The 26604-nt window shown below is 55.5% G+C and carries 26 protein-coding genes; 18 read left to right on the forward strand and 8 right to left on the reverse strand.

Annotation, left to right across the window (positions count from 1 at the left end; genetic code table 11):
* The first annotated feature begins 8 nt into the window (after positions 1-8).
* Positions 9-2219 carry a heavy metal translocating P-type ATPase gene (locus tag HZS52_RS11030; protein WP_190374746.1) on the forward strand — a complete coding sequence of 737 codons (2211 nt, stop codon included), beginning with the start codon at positions 9-11 and terminating at the stop codon, positions 2217-2219.
* A gap of 25 nt (positions 2220-2244) precedes the next feature.
* Here HZS52_RS11030 and HZS52_RS11035 read toward each other — a convergent pair whose 3' ends face one another.
* Positions 2245-3261: an isocitrate dehydrogenase gene (locus HZS52_RS11035; RefSeq protein ID WP_009287343.1), complete on the reverse strand. Its 1017-nt coding sequence runs from the start codon at positions 3259-3261 to the stop codon at positions 2245-2247.
* Between the two features lie 642 nt (positions 3262-3903).
* Between HZS52_RS11035 and HZS52_RS11040 the strand changes: the two genes are divergently transcribed.
* The 3 genes from HZS52_RS11040 to cfa all read left to right on the forward strand — a co-directional run bounded on the left by HZS52_RS11040 (position 3904) and on the right by cfa (position 7654).
* A complete protein-coding gene (locus tag HZS52_RS11040; protein ID WP_039859372.1) occupies positions 3904-5394 on the forward strand; it encodes a SulP family inorganic anion transporter in 1491 nt (496 codons plus the stop codon).
* A gap of 19 nt (positions 5395-5413) precedes the next feature.
* Positions 5414-6271 (forward strand): universal stress protein, encoded by an 858-nt coding sequence (locus tag HZS52_RS11045; RefSeq protein ID WP_041158837.1) that lies wholly within the window; start codon positions 5414-5416, stop codon positions 6269-6271.
* Between the two features lie 222 nt (positions 6272-6493).
* Entirely contained in the window at positions 6494-7654 is a 1161-nt protein-coding gene (gene cfa / locus HZS52_RS11050; RefSeq protein WP_423250066.1) for a cyclopropane fatty acyl phospholipid synthase, read from the forward strand.
* A gap of 17 nt (positions 7655-7671) precedes the next feature.
* On the opposite strand, the gene HZS52_RS11055 is transcribed toward cfa, so the two are convergent.
* The 3 genes from HZS52_RS11055 to HZS52_RS11065 are packed head-to-tail and all read right to left on the reverse strand — an operon-like array spanning position 7672 to position 9459.
* Positions 7672-8628 (reverse strand): arsenic resistance protein, encoded by a 957-nt coding sequence (locus tag HZS52_RS11055; RefSeq protein ID WP_009287340.1) that lies wholly within the window; start codon positions 8626-8628, stop codon positions 7672-7674.
* 46 nt (positions 8629-8674) lie between these two features.
* The gene (gene crcB / locus HZS52_RS11060) at positions 8675-9061 is read right to left on the reverse strand and encodes a fluoride efflux transporter CrcB (protein ID WP_027958040.1); all 387 of its coding nucleotides are present in this window, start codon (positions 9059-9061) and stop codon (positions 8675-8677) included.
* The gene (locus tag HZS52_RS11065) at positions 9058-9459 is read right to left on the reverse strand and encodes a fluoride efflux transporter FluC (protein ID WP_027958039.1); all 402 of its coding nucleotides are present in this window, start codon (positions 9457-9459) and stop codon (positions 9058-9060) included. Before HZS52_RS11065 ends, crcB begins: the two co-directional genes overlap by 4 nt.
* Before the next feature lie 321 nt (positions 9460-9780).
* On the opposite strand from HZS52_RS11065, the gene HZS52_RS11070 reads away from it, so the two are divergent.
* The gene (locus tag HZS52_RS11070) at positions 9781-10635 is read left to right on the forward strand and encodes a universal stress protein (RefSeq protein WP_190374747.1); all 855 of its coding nucleotides are present in this window, start codon (positions 9781-9783) and stop codon (positions 10633-10635) included.
* An 11-nt stretch (positions 10636-10646) separates the two neighbouring features.
* On the opposite strand, the gene HZS52_RS11075 is transcribed toward HZS52_RS11070, so the two are convergent.
* Positions 10647-11843, reverse strand: coding sequence for an MFS transporter (locus HZS52_RS11075; protein WP_190374748.1), 1197 nt, complete (start codon positions 11841-11843; stop codon positions 10647-10649).
* Between the two features lie 79 nt (positions 11844-11922).
* Between HZS52_RS11075 and HZS52_RS11080 the strand changes: the two genes are divergently transcribed.
* The gene (locus HZS52_RS11080; RefSeq protein WP_027958037.1) at positions 11923-12264 is read left to right on the forward strand and encodes a TraR/DksA family transcriptional regulator; all 342 of its coding nucleotides are present in this window, start codon (positions 11923-11925) and stop codon (positions 12262-12264) included.
* A 25-nt stretch (positions 12265-12289) separates the two neighbouring features.
* Here the strand turns inward: HZS52_RS11080 and HZS52_RS11085 are convergent, their stop codons facing one another.
* Positions 12290-13981, reverse strand: coding sequence for a 2-isopropylmalate synthase (locus HZS52_RS11085; protein WP_009287338.1), 1692 nt, complete (start codon positions 13979-13981; stop codon positions 12290-12292).
* Positions 13982-14259: 278 nt separating this feature from the next.
* Here HZS52_RS11085 and HZS52_RS11090 point away from each other — a divergent pair, with 278 nt between their 5' ends.
* Together HZS52_RS11090 and HZS52_RS11095 are read left to right on the forward strand one after the other, a co-directional pair.
* Positions 14260-14745: an Lrp/AsnC family transcriptional regulator gene (locus HZS52_RS11090; protein WP_022522347.1), complete on the forward strand. Its 486-nt coding sequence runs from the start codon at positions 14260-14262 to the stop codon at positions 14743-14745.
* A 71-nt stretch (positions 14746-14816) separates the two neighbouring features.
* Complete coding sequence (locus HZS52_RS11095; RefSeq protein ID WP_022522349.1) at positions 14817-15173, forward strand: RidA family protein; 357 nt, start codon at positions 14817-14819, stop codon at positions 15171-15173.
* Between the two features lie 64 nt (positions 15174-15237).
* Here HZS52_RS11095 and HZS52_RS11100 read toward each other — a convergent pair whose 3' ends face one another.
* Together HZS52_RS11100 and HZS52_RS11105 are read right to left on the reverse strand one after the other, a co-directional pair.
* Positions 15238-16101: a MurR/RpiR family transcriptional regulator gene (locus HZS52_RS11100; RefSeq protein WP_009287337.1), complete on the reverse strand. Its 864-nt coding sequence runs from the start codon at positions 16099-16101 to the stop codon at positions 15238-15240.
* 214 nt (positions 16102-16315) lie between these two features.
* On the reverse strand, positions 16316-17671 hold the full coding sequence (locus HZS52_RS11105) for an aldehyde dehydrogenase family protein (protein ID WP_022522350.1): 1356 nt from the start codon (positions 17669-17671) through the stop codon (positions 16316-16318).
* A 211-nt stretch (positions 17672-17882) separates the two neighbouring features.
* On the opposite strand from HZS52_RS11105, the gene HZS52_RS11110 reads away from it, so the two are divergent.
* From HZS52_RS11110 to rpoS, 10 genes are all read left to right on the forward strand, one after another.
* Complete coding sequence (locus HZS52_RS11110) at positions 17883-19031, forward strand: GNAT family N-acetyltransferase (protein WP_159177245.1); 1149 nt, start codon at positions 17883-17885, stop codon at positions 19029-19031.
* 156 nt (positions 19032-19187) lie between these two features.
* The gene (gene ftsB / locus HZS52_RS11115) at positions 19188-19526 is read left to right on the forward strand and encodes a cell division protein FtsB (protein WP_022522352.1); all 339 of its coding nucleotides are present in this window, start codon (positions 19188-19190) and stop codon (positions 19524-19526) included.
* Positions 19523-20230: a 2-C-methyl-D-erythritol 4-phosphate cytidylyltransferase gene (ispD, locus tag HZS52_RS11120; RefSeq protein ID WP_161463108.1), complete on the forward strand. Its 708-nt coding sequence runs from the start codon at positions 19523-19525 to the stop codon at positions 20228-20230. Before ftsB ends, ispD begins: the two co-directional genes overlap by 4 nt.
* Before the next feature lie 16 nt (positions 20231-20246).
* On the forward strand, positions 20247-20735 hold the full coding sequence (gene ispF, locus HZS52_RS11125) for a 2-C-methyl-D-erythritol 2,4-cyclodiphosphate synthase (protein ID WP_161463107.1): 489 nt from the start codon (positions 20247-20249) through the stop codon (positions 20733-20735).
* Complete coding sequence (gene truD, locus HZS52_RS11130; protein WP_027958032.1) at positions 20728-21759, forward strand: tRNA pseudouridine(13) synthase TruD; 1032 nt, start codon at positions 20728-20730, stop codon at positions 21757-21759. The genes ispF and truD overlap by 8 nt, the downstream gene beginning before the upstream one ends.
* Before the next feature lie 169 nt (positions 21760-21928).
* Complete coding sequence (gene surE / locus HZS52_RS11135; protein ID WP_022522356.1) at positions 21929-22675, forward strand: 5'/3'-nucleotidase SurE; 747 nt, start codon at positions 21929-21931, stop codon at positions 22673-22675.
* The gene (locus HZS52_RS11140) at positions 22662-23339 is read left to right on the forward strand and encodes a protein-L-isoaspartate(D-aspartate) O-methyltransferase (RefSeq protein ID WP_022522357.1); all 678 of its coding nucleotides are present in this window, start codon (positions 22662-22664) and stop codon (positions 23337-23339) included. Before surE ends, HZS52_RS11140 begins: the two co-directional genes overlap by 14 nt.
* Positions 23336-24295 (forward strand): DUF368 domain-containing protein, encoded by a 960-nt coding sequence (locus tag HZS52_RS11145; RefSeq protein ID WP_009287330.1) that lies wholly within the window; start codon positions 23336-23338, stop codon positions 24293-24295. Before HZS52_RS11140 ends, HZS52_RS11145 begins: the two co-directional genes overlap by 4 nt.
* Before the next feature lie 6 nt (positions 24296-24301).
* A complete protein-coding gene (locus tag HZS52_RS11150) occupies positions 24302-25381 on the forward strand; it encodes a peptidoglycan DD-metalloendopeptidase family protein (RefSeq protein WP_159177242.1) in 1080 nt (359 codons plus the stop codon).
* Between the two features lie 165 nt (positions 25382-25546).
* The gene (gene rpoS / locus HZS52_RS11155; RefSeq protein WP_022522360.1) at positions 25547-26521 is read left to right on the forward strand and encodes an RNA polymerase sigma factor RpoS; all 975 of its coding nucleotides are present in this window, start codon (positions 25547-25549) and stop codon (positions 26519-26521) included.
* The last annotated feature ends 83 nt before the right edge of the window (positions 26522-26604 follow it).

Below are 26604 nucleotides of genomic sequence, written 5' to 3' on the forward strand. Positions count from 1 at the left end.
AAAGAGCGATGAGTACGACCACACCGGCTAAAACCTCTGCAGTTTCTCCGTCGCCGACCACCCTGCGCGTGCAAGGTATGGACTGCGGTGGCTGCGAACGTAAAGTTGAGGCGGCGCTAAATCGTTTAAACCATGTTGAACATGTTTCCGCGAGTTCTGTCACCGGCTCGGTGCGATTAACCGCACTGCCCGGTAAGACCCTGCCACATTCCGATATTGAGTCAACGATCACGGCTCTGGGCTACCAGGTAATCGATGAGTCGGTGAACACAACTGAATCGGAAAAGTCGTCCTCATGGTGGCAGTCGCCTAAAGGGCGTTTGGTGATTGTCAGTGGTGTATTGCTGGCGCTTGCCTGGGGGCTTAAATTCGCCTGGCCCACCCTGGGCAGTTGGCCGTTCATCGCCGCAACGGTCGTTGGTCTTGTGCCGGTTATTCAGCGTGCTTGGCAGGCGCTTAAGATGGGTAACCCTTTCACCATTGAAATGCTGATGAGCATCGCAGCCCTAGGGGCACTGGCGATAAACGCCGCCGCTGAAGCGGCAGTGGTGGTGTTTCTATTTGCAGTGGGGGAGATGCTGGAAGGCGTTGCCGCCGCTCAGGCGCGCCGCAGTATTTCGGCGCTTTCCAAGCTGACTCCCTCTACTGCGCGGTTGATGGAGCAGGGCGAAGCTCGGGCAGTTGCTGCCGCGTCTCTGGTGCCGGGGCAACGAGTGCAGGTACGCCCTGGCGACCGTCTGCCCTGTGACGGGCAAATTATTGCCGGTCACTCCTCGATTGATGAATCGCCTGTGAATGGTGAGTCGGTGCCACGGGAGCGTAGCGAAGGCGAGTCAGTATTTGCTGGCACCGTCAATCTGGATGGCGTGCTTGAAGTTGAGGTAACCCGCAGCGCTGAAAACAACACCATCGCCCGAGTGATTAAGCTCGTGGAGGAGGCTCAGGCGGCCAAAGCACCAGTGGCGCGTTTTATTGACCGCTTTGCGTTTTACTATATGCCGGCGGTCGTCGGGGTGGCGCTGCTGGTCGCTATCGTACCGCCGCTGGTATCGACGATGCTGTGGTCGGAATCCATCTATCGCGCCCTAGCGCTACTGCTTATTGCTTGCCCCTGTGCGCTGGTGATTTCGACGCCCGCGGCCATTGCAGCCGGGTTATCGGTGGGCGCTCGCAACGGTCTGCTGATGAAAGGCGGTGCGGTATTAGAGCAGTTAGGCAAACTCAAGCGGGTCGCGCTGGATAAAACCGGCACGCTAACCGCGGGCAAACCCACCGTGACGGATGTAGAGAGCCTTGAAGCTGGTAGCCGTCTTGATAAAAGCCGTTGCGCTGAGATAGTGCGTCTTGCTGCCGCTCTGGAGCAGGGCTCGAGCCACCCCCTCGCTGTGGCGATCAGTGACTATTATGACCGGCAGGAGGGGGCTTCGGTACCTACTGTGCAAGGTGCTCGTGCGCTAGCAGGGCAGGGCGTTGCCGGACATGTCGAAGGACGTGAGTTAATGCTGGTGAGCCCGCGCTATTTACAATCTTTCACCCAGCACACCGGTGAGATAAAAGCCCGTATTGCGGCGTTGGAAGCGCAGGGCAAAAGCCTGGCCGTACTGATAGAAATAGGGATAGAAGGAGAGGACGGGATAGAAAGTGAGCGCCTATTAGGACTAATCGCTCTGCGTGATGAACCCCGTGAAGATGCTCGCGAAGGTCTTCAAGCGTTAGAGCGCCTAGGTGTGCAAGCCGTGATGCTCAGCGGTGATAATGCCCGCACCGTGGCGGCCATTGGTGAACAGTTGGGCATTGAAGCAGAAGGCGAGCTGATGCCGGAAGATAAAGCCCAGCGCGTGCGCGAGTGGCAGGCGCAAGGGCTTGGGCCAGTGGGTAAAGTGGGCGATGGTATTAACGATGCACCGGCACTCGCAGCGGCAGAAGTGGGTATTGCCATGGGTAGCGGTACCGATGTGGCGCTTGAAACCGCCGACGCCGCGCTGCTTAAAAACCGCGTAGGTGGGATAGCCGAGATGATCGCACTTTCCCGGGCGACCATGCGCAATGTAAAAACCAACGTGGCCTTGGCGCTTGGCTTCAAGGCGCTGTTTTTGGTCTCTACGGTGCTGGGGATTACAGGGATGTGGGTCGCGGTAATGGCTGACACTGGGGCGACCGTGCTGGTCACCCTCAATGCATTGTACTTATTGCGTTACCGCTTTAATGAAATTGGCTAGAAAGCGATCAGCTAGAAAGAGTCGACTAGTGGCTCTGTACGTACTCAACCAACGCCTGGGCGAAGGAGTCGGTAGAGCCAGTGCCGCCCATATCGGGGGTGACCATATCGCGGCGGGTTTCCAGCACGGTACGGATACCCTGGCGGATGGCGGTGCCTTTCTCTGTCATGCCCAGGTGATCAAGCATTTGTGCTGCGGCGAGCAGCAAGGCGCAGGGGTTAGCGATGTTTTTGCCTTCGATATCCGGCGCTGAGCCATGCACAGCTTCAAAGATCGCTGCTTTTTCGCCGATGTTCGCCCCTGGAGCCAAACCCAAACCGCCGACTAAGCCAGCGCAAAGGTCAGAGAGAATATCGCCAAACAGGTTGGTAGTGACCACCACATCAAACTGATGTGGGTTCATTACCAGCTGCATGCAGGCGTTATCGACGATCATCTCTTGGAATTCGATCTCGGGGTACTCTTTGGCAATCTCCCGCGCTACGTCCAGAAATAAACCCGAGCTGGTTTTGATAATGTTGGCTTTGTGTACCGCGGTGACTTTTTTGCGACCGTTGTTTTTGGCCAGCTCAAAGGCGTAGCGCACAATGCGCTCGGAGCCTTTGCGAGTCACTTTGATCACCGAAATGCCAGTATCGCCGTCGTCGATCATCTCCTGGCCGTCGGAAAGATACGCGCCTTCGGTGTTTTCGCGCACGGTGATCATATCAATATCGTCGTAGCGCGAACGAGTACCGGGGAAGCTAATTGCCGGGCGCACGTTGGCATAAAGGTCAAAGTGACGACGTAGCTGTACGTTAATCGAGGAGAAGCCCTTGCCAATCGGCGTGGTTAGCGGGCCTTTCAGCGCGATGCCGTATTTTTCGATGGCATCCAACGACTCTTGAGGAATCAGCGTGCCATGCTTTTCAAGGGCACCTAAGCCAGCATCGATGTGCTGGTAGGTTAAGCCACAATCCAAGGCGTCGAGTACTCGCAGCGTGGCCTCCATAATTTCGGGGCCGATACCGTCGCCCTTGATGACTGCAATAGATTGGCTCATTGACTGCTCCTCTTTAAATCGGCAGGCGTGTTCAGTAAAGAATAGCGTGCCGCTTCAACGTGCAAAGTTGGGATTTAATATCCTGTTAGTTAGCGGCGCAATGGTACTTCAGAAAGGGGGCAGAGGTCACTTTACCTATCGTAGTGGTCTATTACGTAGTGGTAGAACCTGACTAGCGGTGTTAGACGTGAGGTGCAATGCAGCAGAATTCCTGGTAGGATACGGCACTTTGTCGCACCTTGCTTGCCTACAATATGCTTTTTTGCGACACGTTTTATGCACGACTCTTTCTTTTCGCAACTGTAAAAGAATCTCTGCCAATGAATGTATTCAAACATTGCTTTTCAGGGCTGATGACTCCGCCCTAGCCCCTCGCTTCCCCTAAAGGTGCTGATAGTGCATTCATTGTGCTGTCATCGCTTTCTGGTACTTGTTTCTAGTGCCTTCTTTTAAAGTGCTTATGTTTTCAGTACTCAAGTTTTCAGTACCTGAATTTAGCGGCACCTAACGCTAGCTCACCACTATTTAAAATAAAAAGCTGATTATCCCAGCGTGCCAATGTGTTGGCGGTGCTTCCTCTTGTTGGCTGCGCTGTTTGACCGCTTTTGGCCTGTTATGAACCTAAAACCATGGATCCCTTGCATGTACGAAAAGTTTAAACAATCCTGGCTCTCCAACCTCAAGGGCGACACCCTTGCGGGGATTGTCGTGGCTCTTGCGCTAATCCCCGAGGCCATTGCGTTCTCGATCATCGCTGGCGTTGACCCGAAAGTCGGCCTTTACGCCTCCTTCGCTATCTGTGTGATTATCGCCTTTACTGGCGGCCGCTCCGGCATGATTTCAGCGGCAACCGGCGCCATGGCGCTACTCATGATTACCCTGGTGAAAGAGCACGGTTTAGAGTACCTGCTGGCCGCCACGCTGTTGACCGGTGTGCTGCAGATTGTGGCAGGATATCTAAAGCTTGCTGAGTTGATGCGATTCGTATCGCGCTCGGTGGTGACTGGGTTTGTCAACGCGCTCGCTATCCTGATCTTTATGGCCCAGTTGCCTGAACTGACGGGCGTCACTTGGCACGTTTATGCCATGACCGTTGCGGGCTTAGCCATCATTTACGGCTTCCCCTATGTGCCGGTAGTTGGTAAAGCCATTCCTTCGCCACTGGTATGTATTGTCGTGCTCACCGCTGTGTACATGCTGACTGGCATGGATATTCGCAGCGTTGGCGATATGGGCGAGCTGCCCGATAGCCTGCCGATGTTTTTGTGGCCTGATGTGCCGCTGAACGTTGAAACCCTAATGATCATCCTGCCCTATTCGCTAATGTTAACCGTGGTGGGCCTGCTTGAATCGATGATGACGGCGACCATTATTGATGACTTAACTGATACCAAGAGCGATAAAAACCGCGAGTGTAAAGGCCAGGGTATTGCCAACATTGGCGCGGGTTTGATTGGCGGTATGGCGGGCTGCGCCATGATTGGCCAATCGGTGATCAACATTAAATCCGGTGGTCGTCGTCGTACCTCGACGTTAATTGCCGGTATCGCACTACTGCTGATGGTGGTCTTCCTGGCGGATTGGGTATCCCAGATCCCCATGGCCGCGCTGGTGGCGGTAATGATTATGGTCTCTATCGGTACCTTTAGTTGGGAATCGATTCGCGATCTGAAAAAGCACCCCATGAGCACCAATATCGTCATGGTGGCCACCGTTATCGTTACGGTAGGTACTCACAACTTGGCGATTGGCGTGTTCGTTGGTGTGCTGTTGGCGGCGATGTTCTTTGCCAACAAAGTCGGCAACATCATGTATATCGGCTCCAAAGAAATAGAGCCGGGGAAAGAGCGTGAATACGAAGTCGTCGGTCAGGTATTTTTTGCTTCCTCCGAACGCTTTATCGGCGCGTTCGATTTCAAAGAGAGTATCGATAAAGTCACTATCAACCTCTCCCGGGCGCATTTCTGGGATATTACCGCCGTGCAGGCGCTGGATCGCGTGGTGATTAAATTCCGCCGTGAAGGGACCGAGGTAGAGCTTGTGGGCTTGAGCGAGGCCAGTGCGACGGTCGTGGATCGCTATGCGGTACACAACGACCCCGAAGCGGTTGAAAAGCTGATGGGCGGCCACTAACCAACGCAAGGAGAGCGACATGACAGATCAAGTATTAGCCGCTATTGACGGCTCCCAGTTTTCTGAAGGCGTCTGCGATTATGCTGCCTGGGCAAGCTTGGCTATGGATGCACCGTTAACCTTTGTGCATGTGGTCGACAACCACTCAGCAGTACCCGAAGAGCAGAACCTTTCCGGCAACCTGCGTTTCGGTGCCCGCGAAAGGCTGATGAAAGAGCTTTCCGAGCTTGATGAGCAGCGCGCTAAAGTGAATCGCGAGCATGGCAAGCTGATGCTGGAAGCAGCTAAAGAGCGGGCAATTGAGGATGGGGTCATTGACCCCGTTACTCGCCAGCGCAATGGCACCCTGGTAGAGAGCCTGTTAGAGCTTGAAAACGAGGTGCGTTTGCTGGTGGTGGGTAAGCGCGGTGAAACCGCCCACCAGGCCAGTGGCCACCTTGGCTCTAACCTTGAACGGGTGGCGCGTGAATTGCACCGTCCGATCCTGATGGTGCCGAAAACCTTCAAGCGACCTGAAAAGATATTGATGGCCTTTGACGGCAGCAAAACCGCCCGTAAAGGCGTCGAGATGCTGGCTCGTTCGCCGCTTTTTGCTGGCACTGAGTGCCATGTGCTGATCGTGGGTGCGGAAACGGCTGAACGCCGTTCCGAGCTTGAGTGGGCGTTAGGCATATTGCGCGATGCGGGCCACCAAGCCGAAGGCGCCATTCGTGCAGGCGAGGTAGATGAAGCCCTGCAAGCTTACGAAAAAGAGCATGGTATTGACCTGCTGGTGATGGGCGCTTATGGGCACTCGCGTATTCGCCACTTGCTGGTAGGTAGCACCACAACGGCTATGCTACGTGGTAGCCGCATACCGGTGCTGATTTTGCGCTAAGGCTCAATAAGCTAAAACTCAAAAAAAGCAGCAGCGCATAACCGTTTAGCTCGCTTTGCGTATTACCTTCGCAGCCGGCCCTCTTTCTTGAGTGAGCCGGCTTTTTAGTCTCTGCAGTGCATAAATGATCTCCATCAAATGATGCTAATGTTGCCATGCGCTTCTATGCTAGTAGTCAGGTTGTAACCTATTCACCCACTGGAATAGCGTAAGGAGCCTGCTGTGAACATGCCTATGTTGGAAAAAAAGCCTGTTGGCTTCGACGAAGCCTCTACTTCCCACCGTTTTGTTGCTGAGCTACTGGCCCAAGCCGATATTCATTTCGACGGGCACCGCCCCTGGGATATCCAATTGAATGCCCCCGGCGTTATTGATAGCGCTCTTTCGCGAGGCAATCTTGGGTTTGGCGAAAGCTACATGAAGGGGGACTGGAACGCCGATCGGCTTGATGAGCTGTTTTACCGCTTAATGCGTGCCCAGCTCGGGCAGCGTATCAAGCCCACTCAATTGATTTATCACTCTCTGCGTTCGCGCCTGCTGAATCGGCAAACGGTGAAGCGTGCCTGGGAAGTGGGCGAAAAGCATTACGATCTGGGTAATGACTTCTACGCGGCCATGCTCGATCAGCGCATGACCTACACCTGCGGCTACTGGAAAGATGCCAAAACCCTGGACGAGGCCCAGGAAGCCAAGCTCGATCTCGTCTGCCGTAAATTGCAATTAAAGCCAGGCATGCGCGTACTGGATATTGGCTGCGGCTGGGGAAGCTTCATGGCCTACGCGGCTGAGCACTATGGTGTTGAGTGCGTGGGCCTGACTATCTCCAAAGAGCAAGCGGAGTTTGGGCAACGATTGATCAAAAAGGGCTTGCCGGTAGAGTTTCGACTGCAGGATTACCGCAATGAAAGCGAGCAGTTTGACCGTATTGTCAGCATCGGCATGTTTGAGCATGTGGGGCATAAAAATTATCGCGAGTATATGAACGTGGTTAGCCGCTGCTTAAAGGATGACGGCCTGTTTTTGCTACATACCATCGGCAAAAACTTAAGCAACACGGTGACTGACCCCTGGATTGATAAATATATTTTCCCCAATGGCGAACTGCCCACCTTGGGGCAAATAGCTGATGCCGCCGAAGCACTGTTTGTGGTGGAGGATGTGCATAACTTTGGGGCTGATTACGACCGTACTCTGATGGCATGGCACAATAATTTCGAGAGGCACTGGCCCACATTCGAAAGCCAGTATGGCGAGCGTTTCTATCGCATGTGGCGCTACTACCTGCTGAGTTGCGCCGGTGCTTTCCGAGCCAGAGAAATTCATCTTTGGCAACTGGTGATGAGTAAGCAGGGGGTACTGGGCGGTTATTCCCGCGTTAGCTAATCGCTATCTAACACAAGCTAGGGATCTGGCAGTAGCTTATTGGGCACCCAGCGTAAGAGTGTCACCATACCAAATAGCTCTACCAGTGATTGAAACACCACCACCACAACCGCCGCCTGCCAAGCGCTGGGTAGCGTCAGGGCGATGGGCAACATCATAAAAGAGTTACGTGTACCAAAGCTAAACGCTAGCGTTCTAGCGCTGGCGGTGGGTAGCTTAAACAACTTGCCAAGCCCCTTACCCAATAGAGCTGCAAAGAGTAAAAAACCAATAAAAATAAACACCACCTGAACCAACACTTGGCTAAGGCCGAACACAGTGTTGACCTGGGAAGCGGCGATCATAAACACCACTAAGGCCAGTAAGGGCACTGGCAGTATTCCCAGGTAATACACGGTGCGTTTAACTGCCTTGTGACGCTGGGCTATGTACTCGGTTAACCAGGCGAGTGCTAAAGGCGTGAGAATAAGCCCTGCAAAAGCGCTCAATAGTTCTTTAGAGAGCGTTAGCTGAAACCACTCACTGCCCAGGAACAGCCACAAATAAACGGGTAACGCGACTAACTGCACCAGCAGCAGTAGTGGGGCGGCGGCAACGGCCCGCGCGCTATCGCCCTTGCCTAAATGCGTGAAGGTGATAAACCAATCGGTGCAGGGCACCAGCAGTACCAGTAAAACGCCTGCCAGCACGGCGGGGGAGAGTGGTAGCCAAATAACGGTAAGGGCTAAAAAGGCTGGAATGGCAATAAAGTTACCGACCATCAACGCGGCCATAAAGCGTGTGTCAGCGAAGCTTCGGGCAATATGCAGCAAAGGAATTTGCGTAAAGGTGGCGTAAAGCAGCACCGCTAACAGCGGCCATAAAAAATGCGCTAGCGGCTCAGCGAATTGCGGTGCTCTGATGCCTAACGTTAGGCCTAAGCCAATGAAAATCAGGTAGAGCCAAGACTGATGCTTTTCCATCTGATCGCGCATGCTGGCACATCCTGTCGCTAACGGTTTTGCAATCGGGGCTGTTTTGCTAACGAAAAAGCGCCATGCGCTCACCCACCACGGCAGCGCCCAGCCAAAGGGGAAGGCTAACCACAATGTAAACCAGCGCAATCCCCGGGCGGCCTAACTGCACCAGATGCAGTGTCTCTAAGCTAAATAGCGAAAAGGTGGTAAAACCGCCGCAAAAACCGGCCACCAATAATGGCTGAAAACGCGCTAGCTGGCTGTGGGGGGAGCGCGAGAGGGTGGCGGCCAACCAACCGATTAAGCACGAACCCAGTACGTTAACAATGAGTGTTCCCCAGGGGAAATAGCCCCCTAGTGCTGCCTGGGATAATAGCGAAACGCCGTAGCGCAGCGCGCTGCCCACGCCGCTACCGACACCTACCGCAAGGTAAGCCTTCCAGGCGCTCATAAGGTCGCTCCTGACAGAGAAGCCCCTGATAACAACCAGCCCAGGGTGACCATGACTAAACCAAGCAGCAGCGTGGTGCCCACATTAATGCCTGCGCGGAGTTGCTGGCCGCCCTGCCATAGCTCAATGGTCTGCAAGCTAAAAGAGGAGACAGTGGTGTAGCCACCTAACACACCTCCGACGGTGAACAGCCATACAGAAGAGGGGGCGCTAGCGATACCTAAGCTGCCGAGCAGCCAGCCCGCTAGAAAGGCTCCGCTGGCGTTAACCGCCAGGGTTCCCCAGGGGAAGGCCTTGCCGAGATAGCGGGCGAGTAGATTTGAAACCGCAAATCGTCCCATCCCGCCCAGCGCGCCGCCTAGTGCGACTAACAGTACGCTTGTTAAGCCATGCCCCATGCTTTCCTCCGAGTCGCCAACTTCAATAGGCTGCTAAGTTTAGCATGTGCGTTTTATAGCGTCCGAAGCACGTAAGAACGTTTTAGGGTTTGTACGAAAAGTCGGCGAGCGAAGGCTAGACAAGGCAAAAATCAACGAAAAAAGGATCGGATTCGCGTGCGAATTTACGGGGTGTAAATGAGCATTTTGAGATGATTTTTAACGCCGTATAGGCGAGCGTAGCAGTTTTCGAACAAAGCCTAGGGTGTCGCGGGTCAATGAGTTCGTGTAGAAAAGGGTGAGAATATAAAAATAATGTTGATGCTCAAGGAGAAGTACCTCATGTCAGATCGCGTGTTGGCAGCTATTGATAGTTCTCAGTTTTCAGAAGGCGTGTGTGATTATGCGGCTTGGGCCGCCCAAGCCCTGGATGCTCCGCTCAGTTTTATTCATACCGTGGATAACCATGCCCAGGTAGCCGAGCCGGATTTAACCGGTAACCTGGGACTAGGTACTAGAGAGCACCTGCTGGAAAAGCTGTCAGCTATTGAAGAGCAGCATGCCAAAGTTTCCCGCGAGCGGGGCCGCCTGCTACTCGACGCCGCTAAGGAGCGCGCGGCCAACGCCGGTATTGCCGACCCGCAGTGTTTGCAGCGCAACGGCACTCTGGTGGAAACCCTGGTCGAGAATGAAAAAGATGTAAGGCTGTTAGTGGTAGGCAAGCGGGGCGAGACGGCGCACCAAGCCAGTGGTCATTTAGGTTCCAACCTAGAGCGCGTGGTGCGGGAAATGCATCGCCCGATTCTCATGGTGCCGAAAGAGTTTACTCAACCGCACAATGTGATGATGGCGTTTGACGGCAGTAAAACGGCTCGTAAAGGCGTGGAAATGCTGGCCAAAAGCCCGCTGTTTGAGGGTGCTACCTGCCACGTGGTGATTGTGGGCGCTGAAACCGCTGAAAACCGCTCGCAACTGAACTGGGCGCTGGAAACCTTACGCGAGGCCGGGCACACCGCCGAAGGGGCGATACGCGCGGGCGAGGTGGAAGAGACCCTGCGTACCTATAAGCAAGAGCATGATATCGACATGCTGGTGATGGGCGCCTACGGCCACTCGCGGATCCGTCACCTGCTGGTCGGCAGTACTACCACCACAATGTTGCGTAATGCCCAGTTGCCGGTGCTGATTTTGCGCTGATTTCTGCACTTTTATGGCTCAGCCGGGATAGTGGAGGCTTCCCGCAGTACACGCTGAGCCAGTAGCCAACCGGCGATGATAAACACCAGCATGCCCAACAGAAGCACATGGAACGGAGCGCCTGCCCCAAGGGCTAACCCCAGCACCGCAGGCGCGACGCCGGTGGAGAACACCATGGCAGCGCTAAGCGCAGAGCGTACCCGGCCTAGGTGCTCAGCTCCCCATAGCTTAATTAGCAGGCCTGAGGCGATCAGCTCTTGCGCGCCCATGGCCAAGCCACCCCCTACCATCAATGCCCAAATGCTGATATGCCCGCCAATGGTGAGTGCCATCACCATGGCAAAGGCGTAGGGGAGTAGGTAAAGGCGGGCTAGCTTTACGGGGCCCAGTTTATCCACCCAGCGGCCTCCTAATAAGGCCCCCGGCAGTTTGGCGATTCCCATGCCGGTCAGCGCCAGGGCGTAAACCGCCAGGGAGCTCTCCAGAGACTCCGTTAATTGCGCTTGATAGATAAACAGCCCCGTCATGGTGATGGGGAGGGCCATTAATAGTGGCATTAGCAGCCAAAAGCGTTTTTCGCGAAAGGGACGAGGGCCATGGGGCGTCTGCCTGGTTGGTTTAACGCCCGGTGCGTCGGGCCAAGGTGCTTTTAACAGTAGCCACAGCCAAGGCAAGGCGATGACGCCACACAGTAGCCACCAGAAGGTTTGCCAACTGCTCCAGATAAGCGCAGCCGCCACTAACGGGGGCAGCAGCGCTTCTCCCAGCGGTATCCCTAGGTTAGCCAGGCCAATGGCACGGCCGCGCATGGTGGAAAACTCTCGGGCAGCGAGGGTGTTACCCAAATGGGTCAACATGCCCTGGCCGCATAGCCGCACTATGCCAAGGCCGACTATCCCCAGCCACCACCAGGGCGATAAGGTAAGCAGTACAACGCCGGTTAACAGCAGTGACAAGACGATTGCCGCAAAGCGCTGTGGGTTAATCCAGTCGATGGAGGGCCCAAAGCGCAGCATGCAGAAACCCGCTATCAGGGTAACCACGGCATAGGCGGTGCCAAACTGGCCGACGCTAAGACCCAGGTGGTCTGAAAGGGGCGCTTGAAAAAGACCAATAAAGTAGCTCTGCCCAAGGCTTGAGCTAAACATCGCTAGAAAAGCGATACTGAGTACGCTGCGGTGATCGCGCAGCAGGGTGCGATAGCCCATCGTAACGTTCCCTTCGCGATCAAATAATTAGTAGGTTAACGATTGTTGGTAAATGATTGTAGGCTAGTGGGAGGTGCAGATGAATCACCCTGAGGTGGATATAGTCGTTATCCGTGAGAAATTACTTGCTCTTGACGCCACGCTCCGCGAGGAGAGCGCCAGCAGTGAAGAGTCCCGGGATACGGTGATGCTGGATCAAACGTCGGTAGGTCGGCTGTCGCGTATGGATGCAATGCAAGGGCAAGCGATGGCCAAAGCAGGCGAGCAGCGACGTCAGCTAAAGTTGAAGCAGATTGCCGCTGCCCTGCAACGCATTGAGAGTGAAAGCTTTGGTGAGTGTATAGAGTGCGGCGAATGGATTGGGGCCAAACGCCTCACCTGGGACCCATTAGTGCTGAAGTGTATTGAGTGTGCTGATTAGACCCTGCTCCTTAGAGCCAAGCCGTTTACGCTTCGGCGGCAGCTTCTTGCTGCTGCTCAGTTGTCTGACCAGGATTAATCGTTGCGTTAATACCTGACAACAGTGCCTTGAGCGATGCACTCACGGTGTCGCTATCTTCGGCCACTGCGCAAAGCCGTTGGCCATCGATATTGAGCTGAACGAAGGCGATGGCATTGGCTTCACTGCTGGCACCCAGCGAATGCTCGCTGTAATCGATAATCCCTACACTGCTGCCGGAGTGGCGTTGCCACGCATCGGTAAATGCCGACATCGCGCCGTTGCCCTTGCCAGAAAGGCGCAGCGTTTCGTCACCCTGTTTCAGTGTCAGCTCAATGCCTTCCTGCTGGCCTTTGGAGAGCTGATAATCCACAAGAGATAGGGGCGCTTCCTGGGTGAAATTGTCGAACATCACCTGGCGAATCATTTCACTGGAGAGTTCGCTGGCGCGCCGCTCGCTCTCTTGCTGAACAAAGGGGGCCAAAGCCAGCATCATCCAGCGCGGCAGGTTAATGCCGTAATCCCGCTCAAGCAGGAAAGCCATACCGCCCTTGCCGGACTGACTATTGACGCGAATTACCGCCTGATAATCGCGGCCGATATCATGGGGGTCGATGGGCAGATAAGCCACTTGCCAAGGCTCGTCGGGTTTTTGGTGCTTGAGGGATTTACGAATCGCATCCTGGTGGCTGCCCGAGAAAGCGGTGTAGACCATCTCGCCCACCCAGGGGTGACGCGGGTGTATAGCGATACCGGTGCACTCGTTGACCACCTGAATGATTTCATCAGGGTTGGATAGATCCAGTTCAGGATCGATGCCCTGGCTGTAGAGATTCATCGCCAGGGTGACGATATCCATATTGCCCGTGCGCTCGCCATTGCCCAGCAGGGTGCCTTCTACCCGCTCGGCGCCGGCCAGCAGGGCGAGTTCAGCAGAGGCTACCGCACCACCGCGGTCATTGTGGGTGTGCACCGAGATAATCACGCTGTCGCGGCGGCTAATGTGCTGGCAAAAGTACTCAATCTGATCGGCGTGATGGTGCGGCCCGGCCACTTCCACCGTGGTGGGCAGGTTGAGAATGCATTTATTCTCTGGCGTCGGCTGCCACACATCCATCACCGCTTCGCAGATTTCCAGCGAAAAATCGATCTCGGTGCTGGAGAAACTTTCCGGGGTGTACTCGAAACACCACTCAATCTCGGGGTATTGGTCGGCGTAGGTTTTGACCCAGGTGGCCCCTTGTACCGCAATATCGACAATCCCGGCACGATCCATCTCAAACACCCGCTCGCGCTGAATGGTGGAGGTGGAATTATATAGGTGAACAATGGCGCGCTTGGCACCCACCAGCGAGGCAAAGGTCTTCTCAATCAGGTGTTCACGGCACTGCACTAGTACCGCTATGGTGACGTCATCGGGAATTTGATTCTCTTCGATCAGCCAACGCACAAAGTCGTAGTCGGGCTGGCTGGCCGAAGGAAAGCCTACCATGACTTCTTTAATGCCCACTTTAACGATCTGCTGCCAGAAGCGTTGCTTTTGCTCAACGGTCATCGGCTCAAGCAGCGCCTGATTGCCGTCGCGTAGGTCTTCGCTCACCCAGATCGGGGCATGATCCAGGTCACGATCTGGCCATTGGCGATTGAAGGCAGGTACGCGGGGCGCAGGGCGATATTTGCGATGATCAAAAGCAGACATGGTGAGTTTCCTAAAGGCGGTGAGTTGTTAAAAGCGGCCGCTTGTGGCGTATGCCGCATTGCTGCAGTGCCAGGGTGAGGCACTTTAAGGGGCTGCTTGTGGCAATGACTCTTGTGGTACTGAGCTATCTCTTACTGGACTATCTTTTACTAGCTATCTCGTACTTGACATAGTGTATGCGGAGAGCGACGAAAGGTTATTGCGAAAATGTAGTGTTATCGCCAATAATTGACATTAAATATCGCATAATTTGCTTTTATTGGTAGGAGCTGCTTTCTATGGCCGTAATGCCGCTGTCGCTTGATCGATTTGATCGCCATATTCTGGATATTGTGCAGCAGGAGGGGCGCATCAGTAATCAGGAGTTGGCTGATCGAATCGGGCTTTCGCCTTCGCCCTGCTTGCGCCGGGTGCGGGCTCTGGAGGAGCACGGCCTAATACTGCGCTACCGTGCGGAGGTCGATTCCCGCCAACTGGGCTATCAGTTAATGGCGCTGCTGCATATTTCCATGGATCAGCATACGCCGGAGCGCTTCGATAATTTTGAGCGCCATATTCGTGAGATACCCAACGTTATCGAGTGCCTGATCATTACCGGTCAGGCGGCGGATTTTCAGCTCAAAATCCTGGTGCGGGACATGGATGACTACCAACACCTGCTGTTGCATGTGATTAACCGCATCGAGGGTGTTACCGGCGCGCATACCAGCTTTGTGCTGCGGCGGGTCTTTGAGCATCGGCCGGTACCTACGGATCGGCTTTGATAAGAAGGCATAGTCAAGGATAAGCCAAGCGGTTTAGACTGCTTTTCTTAAACCCACTAGGAGTTTTCCCTATGACCATTCAACGCCACGATACAAAAGCCCGCATGAGCCGTGCGGTGATTCACCAGGGCGTGGCCTATTTGTGCGGCCAAGTGGCTGGCCCGGAGGCCCGCGAGGGCGACATTACTGCCCAAACGGAAAGCATGCTGGCGCGGGTGGATGCGCTACTGAAAGAGATTGGTTCAAGCCGTGAGCAGCTGCTTAGCGCGACGATCTACCTGAAAGAGGGCAGTGACTTTGCCGCTATGAACGGGGTATGGGATGCCTGGATGCCCGCAGGCTACGCACCGGCGCGCACCTGCGTCTGCGCGCCCATGCCCGCCGATGAGCTTAAAGTGGAAATTACGGTGACTGCCGCAGTGAGCTAACTGCTTTCTATTCGCTACTCACCATTCACCCTTCACTATTTTCCATTCACTTGCTATTTATCATTCACTTACCGGGCTTTTCTACCGGAAAGCGGGTGTCGCGCAGGCTGTCTTTGATTTTCTTGAGGTGGGGTAAGAAGTCTTCACCACGCCTCAAGGTTACCCCAGTGGCCAGCGCATCAATCAGCGTTAATTGAATTACCCGCGAGGTCATCGGCATGTAGTGGTCGGTGTCTTCGGGGGTAGCGACATCCAGGGTGGCGGTGCATTCGTTGGCCAGTGGCGAGTTTGGCGCGGTTATACCAAGAACGACGGCCCCTGCATCCCTCGCCAAACGGGCGATATCCACCAGCTCCCGGGTGCGCCCGGTGTAGGAGATAATCACCACCACATCCCCCGTATGGCAAGCGGCGGCGACCATACGCTGCATCAGCACATCAATGTAGGCCATCACCGGCAGGTTGAAGCGGAAGAACTTGTGCTGGGCATCCTGGGCCACCGCGCCAGAGGCACCCAAGCCAAAAATATGGATCTGCTTGGCCTGGGTAAGGTAGTCGACCATGCGCTCGACAGCACCCATATCGATGTCGCGCTGGGCTTCATCGAGGGCGGCGATGGTGGCGCCAAAGATTTTGTGGGTGTACTGGGTGGCGGAGTCGCCAGGCTCCACTGCACGGGTCACATAGGGTGTGCCGCCAGCTAAGCTCTGGGCCAATTTGATTTTAAAATCGGGATACCCCTTGGCGCCAAAGTTACGGCAAAACCGGTTAACCGTGGGTTCGCTGACGCTAGCTGCCTGGGCCAGGCTGGCAATGCTTAGGCTGGTGGCGACCGTTGGGTCTTCAAGAATTACATTGGCGACTTTACGCTCCGATCGGTTGAGTTCTTCTAAACGTTCGCGTAAGCGGTCAAGTAAGTCATGAGCCATTAACGGTCTCCGTGTCGTGTATGGAAAGCAGCAAATTTCCTATGCTTACAAAAGTTTTCCCACGAGTTTCAGTAAGCTGTTGCAAATGCTCAGGGCAGTTTCTGCTGTGCTTACGTGGGCTTTGTAGATAATTCCAACGTAGAGCGTATGTGAAATATATCATAAGGGCATTGTGAAAATTTGTTATTAGCAAACGATCATCAGTTCTTAAGCTTTAACCGACTCCTAACAATTTCATTAACCAGCGCCGATAAGGTGGATAAAGCAAGTGGCTCGAGGTGCGTTTTGATTGATAAAAAACGCTGCGTAAGTGGCTAAAACGCTCAAAGCCGTGACGGCCATGGTAGGCGCCCATGCCACTCTCGCCGACGCCGCCAAAGGGCAGTGAAGGAACGGCGTGATGAAGAAGCGTGGCATTAAACACCAGTGCGCCAGAGCGTGTCGTTTGCAGCAACTGCTGCTGTAAGCCCTTATCATGTGTGAAGGCATACAGTGCCAGCGGGTGAGGGCGGGCATTCACATAACGTATTGCGGCCGACATATCGCTAATGCCAATTACCGGTAGGCAGCGGCCAAAAATCTCTTCGCGCATCACCTGTAGCCCCTGGTGGGGGTCGATAATCAGCGCTGGGGCATGAGTGCCGTGATCGATGACTCTGCAGCCGTGGTCTTGGGCTTCTTGCAGCATGGCATCTAGCCGCTGCTGGTGGGCCGCGTTAATCGCGTGGGTGGCCGCATGATCGTCGGGGCGCTGCCGTTGAATAGCCTCGCTCAACGCTTTAACCAAGGCATTAATATGGCGGCTCTCAACCAGCACGTAGTCGGGGGCGATACAGGTTTGCCCGCCGTTCATGCCTTTTCCAAAAATAATATCTGCTGCCGCTTTGTCGAAATCCGCATCGCCTGCCACGATGGCGGGCGACTTGCCGCCCAGTTCAAGCGTCGTTGGGGTCAAATTCGCCGCGGCTGCTTGGGCCACTTGCCGACCTACCGCGCTGGAGCCGGTGAACACTAGGTGATCGAACGGCAAACTGCTAAAACGACGCGCCACCTCTACATCGCCTTCTACTACCTTGAGTTCTTCAGGGGTGAAGTATTGCGGCACCAGTCGCTGCAGTAGGGCGCTGGTAGCGGGGGAGTGCTCGCTGGGTTTAAGCATCACCACATTGCCCGCAGCAAATGCATCCACTATCGGCATTAGCGCCAAACTCCAGGGGTAATTCCAGGGTGACATCACGCCGACAACGCCCAGCGGCTGCGGCGCGATGCGTGCCCGGGCAGGCATCAATCGCCACGGCATGCTGACCGACCAAGGGCGCATCCAGCGCCATAGATGCAGTCTGGCATGGCGAATGGCGTGGAGCACCGCGCTGATTTCAGCCATGCGTATTTCCACCTCGCTGCGCTGACCAAAATCCGTTTGAATCGCGCGGATAATCTCAAGCTGGTGATGCTTGGTCATACGCGCGAGGCGGGCCAGCCGGTCACGACGCACCGTTAGCGTCGGGTAGGGCATTTGATCGACAGCGTGGCGCTGCGTTTGAAAGTCACCCGTCATATCGCGCGTCATGGACTCTCCTCATATGCCGTTACCGGCGTGGCGTTAACGTTAAATACTGCAGTTCAATAGCCGTATCTGCTTTCGTTGGCATAGCCCGATGGCATAGCTCGTTGATTTAGCCAGTTGATTTAGACATCGGTGTAGATGGTTAGTGTAAACGGTTTATATAAACAGTTAGTGTAAAGTGACCTTTTAGCCCCCACACGTTCGGGAAGGTGCTATGCCGTTACCCCCACTATCGATCACCATTCTACCCACCATTGAGGCCATTACGGCAAGCCAGTGGGATTCACTGGTCGATAATGATCAACCCTTTTTGCGTCACGCGTTTTTACACGCCCTGGAGGCAAGCGGCTCGGTCAGTGAGGCCACGGGCTGGGAACCATGCCATCTGAGTGTATGGCAAGGCGAGCAGTTGGTAGCGGCGCTGCCGATGTACCGCAAGTACCACTCTTACGGTGAGTATGTGTTTGATTGGGGTTGGGCGGAAGCGCTAGAGCGTGCCGGTGGTCGCTACTATCCAAAAGCCCTCAGTGCGGTACCTTTTACGCCAGTGCCTGGCGCGCGCACGTTAATCGCCAAGAATGTCGATGCCCGCGCCGTCCGTGGGCTGCTGGCCGACGCCTGGCGCGAGCAGTGTGAAAGTCTCGGTCTGTCTAGCTGGCACTTGCTATTTGCCGACGAGGCCGATGTCACCGCCTGGCAGGCGCAGTGTCCTGAGCTTATTACGCGTGAAGGCGTACAGTTTCAGTGGCGCGATCGCGGCTTCGGCGATTTTGAGGGCTTTCTAGCCAGCATGACATCGAAACGGCGCAAGATGATCAAGCGCGAGCGTCGCTTGGTCGCCGAGCAGGGGCTACAGGTAGCGCACCTTGAGGGTGATGCAATTACATCAGCGGACATGGTGCATTTCTATCGCTGCTATGCAATTACCTACCATGAGCGCGGCAGGCCGCCTTACTTAAACTATGACTTTTTTGAGCGCCTGCGCCAAACCATGCCAGAGGCGCTGGTGCTGGTGCAGGCTTACGTTGAAGGGCGCCCGGTGGCGTCAGCGCTCTATTTTCGTGGCAGTAGCACGCTCTATGGGCGCTACTGGGGGAGTGAAGTCGTCGCCGATTGCCTGCATTTTGAGGCATGTTACTACCAAGGTATCGAGTACTGTTTGCAGCGCGGCTTAACGCTGTTTGATCCGGGCACCCAGGGCGAGCACAAGCTGGTACGCGGGTTTGAGCCCCAGCGTGTGCGCTCGCTGCACTATATTAGCCACCCTGGGCTTGCCGCAGGTGTTGCCCAGTTTTGTCATGAAGAAGGCGAGCATGTCAGCGCCTACCGCGATGCGGCCCATCAAGCGCTGCCATTTAAGTAGTTATTTAAGCTGTCATTATAACGACGTGCGGCTCGCTGGTGCTGCCCCTTAATGGCATAATGCGCGCCGATAAGCACTCTTTAGTGTATCAACGCCGCTTTTGATCAAACCAGGGCTTTGAATAAAATCCAGTCGATATTTCCAAGGAGTGCCGTGATGCGTAAATGGTTAGTGATGACATTGCTCGCTGTCTTGGCGCTGCTTCAGTACGAGCTGTGGTTAGGCAACGGTGGCTGGCACGATTTGCAGCAAGTGGAGCAGCGGGTCGCGGTGCAAGAGGCGGCCAATGTGCCCATGCGCGAGCGCAATGCGCGGCTGGCGGCCGAAGTGACGGATTTAAAAAACGGTTTAGACGCCATTGAGGAGCGGGCACGTAGCGATATGGGCATGGTGCGCACCGACGAGCAGTTCTTCTGGGTGCCTGGTGTAGCGATTGAGAAGGAGCTTATCGGTATTAATGCAGGTCTGGTCGCTCCCCAGGAGCCGCCACAGTGAGCCAAACCTGGTTAATTGTGCCCGCGGCGGGTCAAGGGCGCCGTATGGGGGCCGATAAGCCCAAACAGTACTTAACCTTGGCCGATGAGCAGCCGGTGTTGGCGCATACTTTGGCACGCCTTCATAGCGCCTTTCCTAGCGCTCGCTTGGTGCTCTGTTTAGATGCCGACGACCGCTGGTTCTCGCCCCGCTGGGTGCCTTTTACTGACTGGCAGCGCGTGACCGGGGGCGATGAGCGAATGGACAGCGTCTTAAATGCCCTACACGCGATGGCCGCCGATGATAATGACGTAGTGATGGTGCATGATGTGGCCCGCCCCTGTATTACCGCGAGCGATCTCCAGGCGCTGTACCAAGCCGCCGCGGCCCACCCCGCAGGCGCGCTTTTGGCGATGCCGGTGGCGGATACCATGAAGCGTGCCGATGAGCAGTGCCAAAGCGCGCGAACCGAACCGCGGGATGACTTGTGGCACGCGCTAACGCCTCAAGGGTTTCGCTATGTGCTACTGCGGCGAGCCTTAGAAACCGCCCGCCAACAGCGAACCCTGGTAACCGATGAAGCCTCGGCGGTTGAAGCCTTGGGCGAATGCCCACAGTTGGTAAGCGGGCGGCGCGATAACCTGAAAATTACCCACCCGGATGACTTAGCGCTGGCAGCCGCGATTATGGCGGCACAAACCGCTAACACGCCTGACGGGCTTTAATCACTAGGAGCTTATAATGCGTATCGGCCACGGATTCGATGTACACCGCTTCGGCCCCGGCGATCATTTAATGATCGGCGGCGTTAAGCTGCCGTTTGAACACGGTTTCGTAGCCCACTCCGACGGCGATGTGCTGCTTCACGCGATTAGTGATGCACTGTTGGGTGCCTGTGCGCTGGGCGATATTGGCCGCCACTTCCCCGATACTGACCCGGCGTGGGCGGGGGCTAATAGCCGTGAGCTGCTGCGTCATGTAGTCACGCTGATTCAAGGTCAGGGCTATGGGGTGGTCAATATCGATGCCACGCTAATGGCTCAAGCACCTAAAATGGCACCGCATATCGAGGCAATGCGAGAAGTCATTGCTGCCGATCTAGGCGTCGCGCTTGGTCAAGTCAACGTTAAAGCCACCACCACCGAACGATTAGGTTTCACCGGGCGCGGTGAAGGTATCGCCGCGGAGGCGGTGGTGCTGCTTAACCGTGCTGAGGCGCTTAATGATTAATATGCCTGAGTGGCAGCGCTGTCTCGATGCTCAATTTGGCTCTCCCAAACCGGGCCAGTACCGTGCCCAGCCGGAAGATTTTTGGGTCGATGAGCAGCTGGATTTCACCCCTGAAGCACACGGGGAACATTTGTGGCTGCGAGTTGAAAAGCGCAATCAAACCACGTTAGATGTCGTCAATACATTAAGTCGGCTTTGTGGCGTAACGCCCCGTGATATCGGTTACTCTGGCATGAAAGACCGCATTGCCGTCACGCGTCAGTGGCTGAGCGTGCATCTGCCCGGCCGCGACGCGCCCACGGAGCTTGAGCAGTCGCTTAATGCGCTGGGGATCACTGTCGTTGAGCAGGCGCGCCACCCACGTAAGCTGAAGCGTGGCGTTCACCGCACTAACCGTTTTGTATTGCGCCTTAGCGGTGAGGCCATTGAAAGCGAAGATTTTGTCAGCCGCTGGGAAGCCCTTTGTCAGCATGGCGTGCCTAACTATTTTGGCCCCCAGCGCTTTGGGCCCGAAGGACGTAATCTTCAGCGTGCCGAAGCATTACTTAACCGAGGTTGGCGAAAACGCGACGATCGCCAGGGTATGATGCTCTCCACTGCGCGCAGTTTTTTGTTTAACGAACTGCTCAGCGCGCGCATTGCGGATGGCACCTGGTCGCAGCCGCTGGCGGGAGACACGTTGATGCTGGACGGCACCCAAAGTGTGTTTCGTATCGACGCCTCCGACCATACGCTTCAGGCCCGCGCCGCTGAACTGGATGTGCATCCCACTGGGGTGCTTTGGGGCGTTGGTGAAGCTGACCAGGGCGACGCCGCTGGCTATGAAGCCCGTTTGCTGGAGCACTACCCTGGGCTATGCAGTGGCTTACAACGCAGCGGAGTAAAGCAGGCACGCCGTGCACTTCGTATGCGGCTGCTGGAACCCCAGTATGCTTGGGAGTCAGGTGCTGTCCGGCTTTCGTTTTCGCTGCCGCGGGGCAGCTTTGCCACCGCTGTGCTGGGTGAGCTGATGTTAGCGAACTGATTTAGCTATTAGATTTGAGATTAGCATACAGAAAAGTTAGTAAAAGAGAGGGATATGAGCGGCCGCGTTTCGTGCATATGCTTTTGCGCTCACGTCTCTTGTGGCTATCACTCTTGGCTTACGACTCTTGTGCTTATAACTTTTGTGGTTAAGAACAGGGAGACCCACTATGCGGCGACTGCTGCTTTCCAATGATGATGGTGTGTACGCGCCCGGACTGCGTGCGCTGCACGATGCGCTGTTGGCCCATGCCAATATTCGCGTAGTGGCGCCTGATCGAGACCGCAGTGGTGCTAGCAACTCGCTTACTCTGTCACGGCCTCTCTCGTTGACGCCTCTGGATAACGGCTTTTATAGCGTCGATGGTACTCCCGCGGACTGCGTTTATTTGGGCGTTCACGGCGTATGGGATGAAAAACCCGATTTAGTCATCTCCGGCATCAATCACGGCAGTAATCTGGGCGATGACGTGCTCTATTCAGGCACTGTCGCGGCGGCGATGGAGGGGCGTAATTTAGGTATGACGGCGATTGCCATGTCGCTGTGTGGCGAGCGTCATTTCGCCACCGCTGCCAGGGTCGCTGCCACCTTGATTGGTGCTGCTGATCAGCTCTCTCTGCCGCCGAGAACGCTGCTGAATGTCAATGTGCCCGATGTGCCCTGGGAGGAGGTTAAAGGCGTAAAAGTGACTCGCTTAGGCTATCGTGGGCCAGCCGAGAAACCGTTAGCGGTAAAAGACCCGCGGGGGCGTACGCGCTACTGGATTGCGCCGGTAGCGGCCAATGCCGATGACGGTGATGATACCGATTTTGCTGCCGTCGAGGCGGGCTATGTGTCGATTACTCCCTTACAAACAGACCTAACGCGGCACCCCGCGCTTAACGATGTGCAGGAATGGTTGGATGTTTTTGCCTGATATCTCTCCAGGAGAGCTGCGCGGTCGCGGCATGACCTCCCAGCGTACTCGTGACCGCATGGTCGAGCGCCTCATGCAGCAGGGCATCAGTGATGCCCGGGTGCTGGAAGTCATGGCCAGAGAGCCGCGTCATCTATTTGTTGATGAAGCGCTGGCCCATCGCGCTTACGAAGATACCGCGCTACCGATTGGCTTTAGCCAAACGCTGTCGCAGCCGTTCATCGTGGCGCGCATGACGGAGCTTGTGTTGCGCGCCGAGCCGCGCAGGGTATTGGAACTGGGGACAGGGTCTGGCTATCAGACGTTAATACTGTCGCGCTTGGTCGAAGAGCTCTACTCCATTGAGCGCATCAGTGCGCTACACGAGCGTGCGGCGGAGCGGTTAAGACGGCTAGCAGCACCTGCCAGACTGGCGGTGGCGGACGGCGGCTATGGTTGGCCAGACGTTGCGCCGTTTGACGTTATTTTGCTAACCGCCTGTGCCCAGACGCTACCCACACCGCTACTAGAGCAATTGAGCCACGACGGGGTGCTGATTGCTCCGTTGGAAGAGCCCGATGGCAACCAGTGGCTTACTCAAGTAAAGCGCATTGGCAGTGCCTTTGAAAAACGTCGGCTTGAGCCCGTGCGTTTTGTACCCTTACTGCAAGGAGTAGTGGATTGAAGCGGCAACCCTTGGGAATATTTTTACGAGGCGCAGGGATGGGCGCCGCCGACGCAGTGCCTGGCGTGTCGGGAGGAACGATTGCATTTATTAGCGGTATCTATGAAGAGCTGATCAATACGATCAAACAGTTTGGCCCCGGTGCCATCGGCGCTTGGCACCGCGGTGGCTGGCGGGCTCTTAGCAACCATTTGAATCTCGCCTTTCTGGTGCCGCTATTGGCGGGGGTTGCGGTTAGCCTGTTTAGCGTAGCGCATTTAGCGCTCTGGTTGATGGAAGCGCACCCGTTGCTGCTGGATGGCTTCTTTTTTGGCCTGGTGGCAGCCTCTGCTCTGGTGGTCGGGCAGGCGAGTAGCGGCTGGAAGCTTTGGTATCTATTGCCGCTACTGGTGGGGCTAGTGCTCGCCCAGGCGTTACCGGGCATGATGCCGCTGGTGTTATTAATTGGTAATGAAGCGCTGGTAGTCATGGTGGCAGGCTGCATCGCGATTAGCGCCATGCTGTTACCGGGCGTGTCAGGTAGCTTTCTATTGCTGACTATGGGCCTCTACGGCACCATTATGGGTGCAATTCGCAGTTTGGATCTGGGCATTATCGTGCTGTTTGGCATGGGCTGCATAGTCGGCTTAGCGCTGTTTTCACGACTTCTGTCCTGGCTGTTACGGCGTCACCATACCCCAACGATGCAACTGCTATTGGGGTTTATTGCCGGTTCGCTGCCGGTTCTCTGGCCATGGCGCGAGCTGTTACGCTACCAAATCGGGCCAGAAGGGCAAATGATTCCTCTGGAGTACCGCTATTTATTGCCCGCTGACTATGCCGTATTGACCGGCGCTTCGGCACAAGTGGCCGGTGTTGTTGCGCTAATGGCCGTGGGTGCCCTCATTGTCGTGTTACTCAACCGACATGCAGATCGTCGGCCAATCGATACCCAGCTTGGCGCTGAAAAGGAGTAGGTTTGAATGCGTAAAGGTCATATACCTAAAGTACTCATGATGTCGGCGCTGGCATTAGCCATTGCTGGCTGTGCCAGCCAGCAAGGCGGAAGCCCCCAGGTGCGCGATTTAAGCCAAGCACGCCAGGCGGTGGAAAACTCGCCCCAGTACACGGTGAAAGCGGGTGATACTTTGTATGGCATTGCTTGGCAGCACAATTTGGATTATCGCCAGCTCGCGGCAATCAATAACATTGATCCGCCCTACCAAATTCGGCCAGGGCAAACGATTGCCCTGCGTGAAGGCGCTGGGTCGGCATCAACGGCCAGTAACCAGCCCACGACGAATACCTCAAGTGGCGCAGTGGCGACCGGGCTGAGCCCACAGACGGCCTCAGTGGCCAGCGACGACCAGGAGTTGGATTGGCTACTGCCCGATGAATCCGCGATTCAACGCAACCAGCGCCTTACCGCTGAACGCAATGCAGCAGAGCAAGAGGCTGATGAATCGTCCTCAACACCTCAGCCTGAAGTCGTCGCGGCGGCTGAGCCTGAGCCCGCCGAGCAACCTGAACCACAGCCATCATCAGAACCCGAACAAGCTGAGCCACAGCAAGCGCCGGCACCGCAGCCCGAATCTGAGGCCGAATCTGAGCCCGAACCACAGCCTGAAGCAGCGTCTGCCACACAAAGTGCCAGCGTAGACCGTTCATCGCGTACCTATACGCCCGCCGAAAACATCGACTGGCAGTGGCCTGCCGATGGTAATGTGGTCGGGGCATTTGGTCAGGGTGATAGCATCACCGCCGGGATTGATATCGCTGGTGAAAAGGGGCAACCTGTTAAAGCAGCAGGCCCCGGCATTGTGGTTTATGCGGGCAGTGGCGTCAGGGGGTACGGCAACCTCATCCTTCTCAAGCACAACGATCAGTTCCTGAGCGCGTATGCTCATAACGACAGCTTACGGGTCAGTGAAAATGACGTAGTAGAGGCTGGTGAGGTGATTGCCACAATGGGGGATAGCGATGCTGAAAACGTCAGATTACACTTTGAAGTTCGCCGTGATGGGCAGCCGCAAGATCCCATGGACTTCCTGCCTTCTCGCTAATGCACTCACCGGGATAGTGAGCAGTCAGCGCATAACTTGGACGTTGCCCGAATCGCAGCATTCGAGCGTCATATAACAATCGTCACATAACAATATGGTGTGCGTCTTAGAACGCACCCTTTGACTTTCTAAATGGCGGGTAGGCGACAAACGAGGGGTAAGGCCATGAGTATGTTGGAGAAAGATCTACAGGAGGTTGACCTGGACGCTGCTGAGGAGGCACTTGATGATACCGATGACGATGTCACGATAGAAGAAGATGCCTTTGAGAAAGCGCTAGGGCGTGAGGATCGTCAATCGACCCAAAGCTTGGATGCGACGCAAATCTACCTCAACGAAATCGGCTTTTCGCCACTGTTAACGCCAGAAGAGGAAGTTTACTACGGCCGCTTAGCGCGTAAAGGCGACCCCTTGGGTCGCTCACGAATGATTGAATCCAACCTGCGGCTGGTAGTGAAAATTGCCCGCCGCTACCTAAACCGTGGCTTGACGTTGCTGGATTTGATCGAAGAGGGCAATTTAGGTTTGATTCGCGCGGTAGAGAAGTTTGACCCCGAACGGGGCTTTCGTTTCTCGACCTACGCCACCTGGTGGATTCGTCAAACCATTGAGCGGGCGCTGATGAACCAGACGCGGACGATCCGCTTGCCCATTCACGTGGTCAAAGAGCTCAATATTTACCTGCGTGCGGCGCGTGAATTGACTCAAAAGTTTGACCATGAAGCCACCGCCGAAGAGATCGCTGATCACCTTGATAAACCGGTCGATGTGGTCAAAAAGATGCTCGGTCTTAATGAGCGCGTATCATCTGTCGATTACCCCATGGGTGGTGAAAGTGATAAACCGCTGATCGATACATTGGCTGACGATGAAGTGCAGGGGCCTGAGGCGCGGCTAGTGGATGGCGACGTTAAAGAGCATGTGGATCTTTGGTTGGATGAGCTGAGCGAAAAACAGCGCGAAGTGGTGGTGCGCCGTTTTGGCTTACGCGGCCACGAGTCGGCCACTCTGGAAGAGGTGGGCGCCGAAATCGGTTTAACCCGCGAGCGAGTTCGCCAGATTCAGGTCGAAGCACTCAAGAAACTACGCCGTGCATTGGAAAAACAGGGCCTTTCTTTAGAGGCGCTGTTTGAAACCTGAGTGAAACTTAGGCGAACGTAAATCGCGTTATCTCTCTAAGCCGGGCGAGTGCCAGTGAGCGCTTACTCGGCTTTTTATTGCTG

Origin of the sequence: Vreelandella titanicae, from assembly GCF_014697095.1 — a bacterium.
Lineage (GTDB): Bacteria > Pseudomonadota > Gammaproteobacteria > Pseudomonadales > Halomonadaceae > Vreelandella > Vreelandella titanicae.

What these genes read in the sequence shown, in the direction of transcription:
- ispF (WP_161463107.1), top strand. Translation starts at nt 20,247, where the DNA reads ATGCGTATCGGCCACGGATTCGATGTACACCGCTTCGGCCCCGGCGAT.
- HZS52_RS11035 (WP_009287343.1), bottom strand. Translation starts at nt 3,261, where the DNA reads ATGAGCCAATCTATTGCAGTCATCAAGGGCGACGGTATCGGCCCCGAA.
- HZS52_RS11040 (WP_039859372.1), top strand. Translation starts at nt 3,904, where the DNA reads ATGTACGAAAAGTTTAAACAATCCTGGCTCTCCAACCTCAAGGGCGAC.
- crcB (WP_027958040.1), bottom strand. Translation starts at nt 9,061, where the DNA reads ATGAGCGCCTGGAAGGCTTACCTTGCGGTAGGTGTCGGTAGCGGCGTG.
- HZS52_RS11030 (WP_190374746.1), top strand. Translation starts at nt 9, where the DNA reads ATGAGTACGACCACACCGGCTAAAACCTCTGCAGTTTCTCCGTCGCCG.
- surE (WP_022522356.1), top strand. Translation starts at nt 21,929, where the DNA reads ATGCGGCGACTGCTGCTTTCCAATGATGATGGTGTGTACGCGCCCGGA.
- HZS52_RS11110 (WP_159177245.1), top strand. Translation starts at nt 17,883, where the DNA reads ATGCCGTTACCCCCACTATCGATCACCATTCTACCCACCATTGAGGCC.
- HZS52_RS11140 (WP_022522357.1), top strand. Translation starts at nt 22,662, where the DNA reads ATGTTTTTGCCTGATATCTCTCCAGGAGAGCTGCGCGGTCGCGGCATG.
- HZS52_RS11100 (WP_009287337.1), bottom strand. Translation starts at nt 16,101, where the DNA reads ATGGCTCATGACTTACTTGACCGCTTACGCGAACGTTTAGAAGAACTC.
- HZS52_RS11075 (WP_190374748.1), bottom strand. Translation starts at nt 11,843, where the DNA reads ATGGGCTATCGCACCCTGCTGCGCGATCACCGCAGCGTACTCAGTATC.
- HZS52_RS11095 (WP_022522349.1), top strand. Translation starts at nt 14,817, where the DNA reads ATGACCATTCAACGCCACGATACAAAAGCCCGCATGAGCCGTGCGGTG.
- truD (WP_027958032.1), top strand. Translation starts at nt 20,728, where the DNA reads ATGATTAATATGCCTGAGTGGCAGCGCTGTCTCGATGCTCAATTTGGC.
- rpoS (WP_022522360.1), top strand. Translation starts at nt 25,547, where the DNA reads ATGAGTATGTTGGAGAAAGATCTACAGGAGGTTGACCTGGACGCTGCT.
- HZS52_RS11065 (WP_027958039.1), bottom strand. Translation starts at nt 9,459, where the DNA reads ATGGGGCATGGCTTAACAAGCGTACTGTTAGTCGCACTAGGCGGCGCG.
- HZS52_RS11090 (WP_022522347.1), top strand. Translation starts at nt 14,260, where the DNA reads ATGGCCGTAATGCCGCTGTCGCTTGATCGATTTGATCGCCATATTCTG.
- HZS52_RS11080 (WP_027958037.1), top strand. Translation starts at nt 11,923, where the DNA reads ATGAATCACCCTGAGGTGGATATAGTCGTTATCCGTGAGAAATTACTT.
- ftsB (WP_022522352.1), top strand. Translation starts at nt 19,188, where the DNA reads ATGCGTAAATGGTTAGTGATGACATTGCTCGCTGTCTTGGCGCTGCTT.
- HZS52_RS11105 (WP_022522350.1), bottom strand. Translation starts at nt 17,671, where the DNA reads ATGACGCGCGATATGACGGGTGACTTTCAAACGCAGCGCCACGCTGTC.
- HZS52_RS11070 (WP_190374747.1), top strand. Translation starts at nt 9,781, where the DNA reads ATGTCAGATCGCGTGTTGGCAGCTATTGATAGTTCTCAGTTTTCAGAA.
- HZS52_RS11085 (WP_009287338.1), bottom strand. Translation starts at nt 13,981, where the DNA reads ATGTCTGCTTTTGATCATCGCAAATATCGCCCTGCGCCCCGCGTACCT.
- HZS52_RS11150 (WP_159177242.1), top strand. Translation starts at nt 24,302, where the DNA reads ATGCGTAAAGGTCATATACCTAAAGTACTCATGATGTCGGCGCTGGCA.
- HZS52_RS11055 (WP_009287340.1), bottom strand. Translation starts at nt 8,628, where the DNA reads ATGCGCGATCAGATGGAAAAGCATCAGTCTTGGCTCTACCTGATTTTC.
- HZS52_RS11045 (WP_041158837.1), top strand. Translation starts at nt 5,414, where the DNA reads ATGACAGATCAAGTATTAGCCGCTATTGACGGCTCCCAGTTTTCTGAA.